This is a genomic window from Amycolatopsis sp. NPDC102389 (assembly GCF_044765885.1).
GTDB lineage: Bacteria > Actinomycetota > Actinomycetes > Mycobacteriales > Pseudonocardiaceae > Amycolatopsis.
On sequence record NZ_JBIWKX010000129.1, the window covers coordinates 1 to 3,314 of the forward strand.

Sequence of the window (3,314 nt, forward strand, 5' to 3'; positions counted from 1 at the left end):
TCTTCCCGTTGGTGTTGTTTGCAATTTTGTTTTATAACCCTCTTTGCCACTCACGACCCCCTTATGAAACCGTGCATAATACCCAAATCAGACGCTAGCAGCTCAAAGAGTGTCACTTGTGGACATTCATTGCGCGGTCGCCCCTCGTCGGTCAGCGCGAACCCAGGCCGCAAAGGGTGCGCGGCGTGCCATATTTGACTTACCCCTCACTAGGACGCGTCGAGGGTCTGCTTGATGACATCCAGACCGTTCGCCATCGCCTCGGCCATCGGGGCGGCCAGTGCGTCGGGGAGCACGTCGCGGGTCCACACCAGCCGGCATCGCCGTTCGCCATCGGCGACGACCTGCATGGCGGCATTGTCGTGCTCCGGCTGAACGCTTCCCCCGACCACCGCGTAGACGATCCGGCGCGTGTCGTGGTCGACGGTGATACGCCGTTCGCGGACCACCGTGCCGTCGGCGAAGGTGACGACCCGGCAGTCGGCCTCGGTGCGGGTGTCCACCACGAACCCCGGTGCCATCCGCGAGGGTCCGGTGGCGAAGTCGCCGATCACCTCCCACACCTCCCCCGCGCTGGACTCGATCCTGATTTCGTTGCTGATGGATGCCATTCGCCTACCCTGCCCCGGGCCCGCCTGGCGGGTCTTGAAGATCCTTGCGGAACTGTCGGACCCTCCGCCTAGCCTCAGCGGGTGCTCTCCTTCGTCGAACTCGCGACCCGGCCGGAGTTCACCGTCGCGGCGGTGGACTGCCGCGACGATCACCGCGGCTGGTCGGCCGAGCGGCCGCGTGAAGACGTGCGGCTCGTGTTCGTGCGGCGCGGCGGGTTCCGCCGGAGGGTCCGCGGTGTCTGCGCGGATCTCGACCGCACCGTCGGCTACCTCGGGCTTCCCGGCGAGGAGGAGCACTTCGCCCATCCCGCCGGCGGCGACCGCTGCACCTCGATCGGCCTGACACCCGCGCTCTGGCACACCCTCGCCGGCGACGCACCACGGCCGAGCCGCTCGTCGCTGTATGTGGACGGCAGGCTCGACCTCGCCCACCGGCGGCTCCTCGCCGCCACCGGCGCCGCCGACCACGACCACGCGGCAGCCGAACGACTGGTCGATCTGGCGGCCGAGGTCGTCCGGCAGGTCGTGACCACGGCGAGCCCGGCCGGTGACCGGCCTGGCGCGGGTGATCGGGCGTTGGTTGCCCGTGCCCGCACCGCGATCGGCGACGGTCATCCCGCCGCGGCCGGGCTGATCCCGCTCGCCGCCCTGCTCGGTGTGTCGCCGTACCGGCTCAGCCGGGCCTTCACCCGCGAAATGGGAGTTTCGCTGACCCACTACCGCAATCGCGTCCGCGTCGCCCAAGCACTCGACCGGCTGGAAGCAGGCGAACCCAGCCTCGCCGCCCTCGCCGCCGACCTCGGATTCGCCGACCAGGCGCACCTGAGCCGAACTGTCCGCGCACACCTGGGACACACCCCGAGCGCACTACGCGGGCTGCTCACCTGAACGCCGTGTGGAGGGCGGACCTGGAACGGTCTCGCCCTCCACACGGGGATACAGCCGGTCATCGCAGCACCGCCGGCTCACCTCCGCCGACGTCACTCGGCTCGGGCTTCGGAGCGCGCAGGGTGGCCATGGCCAGGAAGCCACCGGCGATCGCGATCCCCGCGGCACCGAGGAACGCCGCCGAGTATCCACCGGTCAGCGCGACCGGGTCGCCGATCCGTCCCGCGCCGAACGACACACCGACCGCGGTCATCGCGGCGAGGCCGAGTGCCGAACCGATCTGGTACGAGGTGTTCACGATCCCCGACGCGAGCCCGCCTTCCTCCGGCTTCGCACTGGAGATGGCGGTGCCGAGCGACGGGATGAACGCCAGCGCCTGGCCGAGCGCCGCGACCAGCGACGCGGGCAGGACGTCGACGACGAAATCGCCCGTCGGGCTGACGAACGACAGCCACACCAGCCCCGCGGCGAGCGCCCACAGCCCACCGATGATCATCTTCTTCGGCCCGAACCGGCCGATCAGTTTCGGCGCGACCGCGACCATCAGCACGACGATCAGCACCGTCATCGGCAGCAACGCGGCACCGCTGGCGAAGGCCCCATAGCCCAGAACCTGCTGCAGGTACAGGTTCAGGAAGTACCACATCGGGATCCACGCCGCGCCGAGCAGGAACTGCGCGAGGTTGGCCCCACCGAGGTTCGGCGTGCGGAAGATACCCAGCCGTACCAACGGAACCTCACGCTTGCGCTGGATCACGACGAACACTCCGAGCAGCGCGATACCGCCTGCCAGCGCACCCCACGTGCCCGCTGAGCCCCAGCCCGCTTCCGGTGCGCGGACGACGCCGAACACGGTCAGCCCGAGCCCCGCGGTCGCCGCGACGGCGCCGGCCAGGTCGACCGAACCACGCCGGGCGGGAGCGGACGGCATCAGCTTGCCCGTCGCCACGATCGCGACCAGCGAAATCGGGACATAGAGCCAGAAGATCCACGGCCACGACAACCACTCGGTGATCACCCCGCCGAGGAACACCCCGGCCGTGCCACCGGCGGGAGCGGCCGCGCCGTAGAGTGCGAGCGCCTTCGTCAGCTCACGAGGACGCGCGCCGAACAGCATCATCAGCAGCGTCAACGCGGACGGCGCGATCAGCGCGGCACCGGCGCCCTGCAGGACGCGGCCGAGCAGTTCGACCCACGCGGTGCCCGCGACCGCGGCGACCACCGAACCGCCGAGGGTGACGACCCAGCCCGCGGTGAACATCTTGCGTGCGCCGAACAGATCCGAGAGGCGCCCGCCGAGCAGCAGCAGCCCGGCCAGCGCGATGACGTAGGCGTTGAACACCCACGACAGGTCACCCGGGGAGAACCCGAGATCCTGCTGCATCGCCGGGAGAGCGACGCCGATGATCGAGGTGTCCATGATGACCATGAACTGGGCCAACGCGATGAGTCCCAGCGCCCACCACCGCCGTGGGTCCGGGGATGTCTCCGCCATGACGACCGTCCTTTCGAAGTTTAGTTACCCCTAGGGGGTATTGCGGACATGAACGTAGCCCCGTTCGCGGTCGTGCCACAAGTACCCTTGGGGGGTATCAGTGTCGCGCTCGTCACAGTTCGCTTTTCTGGCAAAACTGTTGCGGGACAAGTCAAAGGCGCCGTGTCGCCACCAGGAAAATCCACCGAGGACAGACAAGACGAAGAGGCGCGGGGGGGGGGGCGCGGCCCGCGGGGGGGGCGCCGCCCTGGCCAGGCGGGGGGGAGCCCGGCGGGGGGGGGGGCAACTATCGCGCCGCGGATGGGGGTGGGCAGAAAGGT

The 3,314-nt window shown here is 69.4% G+C and carries 3 protein-coding genes; 1 reads left to right on the forward strand and 2 read right to left on the reverse strand.

Translation table 11 applies throughout. From position 1 onward, the window contains the following. Positions 1–209: 209 nt before the first annotated feature. On the reverse strand, positions 210–611 hold the full coding sequence (locus ACIRGA_RS40800; RefSeq protein WP_400952933.1) for an SRPBCC family protein: 402 nt from the start codon (positions 609–611) through the stop codon (positions 210–212). A gap of 81 nt (positions 612–692) precedes the next feature. On the opposite strand from ACIRGA_RS40800, the gene ACIRGA_RS40805 reads away from it, so the two are divergent. After that, entirely contained in the window at positions 693–1,499 is an 807-nt protein-coding gene (locus ACIRGA_RS40805) for a helix-turn-helix transcriptional regulator (protein WP_400952936.1), read from the forward strand. A 58-nt stretch (positions 1,500–1,557) separates the two neighbouring features. Here the strand turns inward: ACIRGA_RS40805 and ACIRGA_RS40810 are convergent, their stop codons facing one another. After that, complete coding sequence (locus ACIRGA_RS40810) at positions 1,558–2,994, reverse strand: MFS transporter (protein ID WP_400952941.1); 1,437 nt, start codon at positions 2,992–2,994, stop codon at positions 1,558–1,560. Positions 2,995–3,314 lie beyond the last annotated feature (320 nt).

What these genes read in the sequence shown, in the direction of transcription:
- ACIRGA_RS40810 (WP_400952941.1), bottom strand. Translation starts at nt 2,994, where the DNA reads ATGGCGGAGACATCCCCGGACCCACGGCGGTGGTGGGCGCTGGGACTC.
- ACIRGA_RS40800 (WP_400952933.1), bottom strand. Translation starts at nt 611, where the DNA reads ATGGCATCCATCAGCAACGAAATCAGGATCGAGTCCAGCGCGGGGGAG.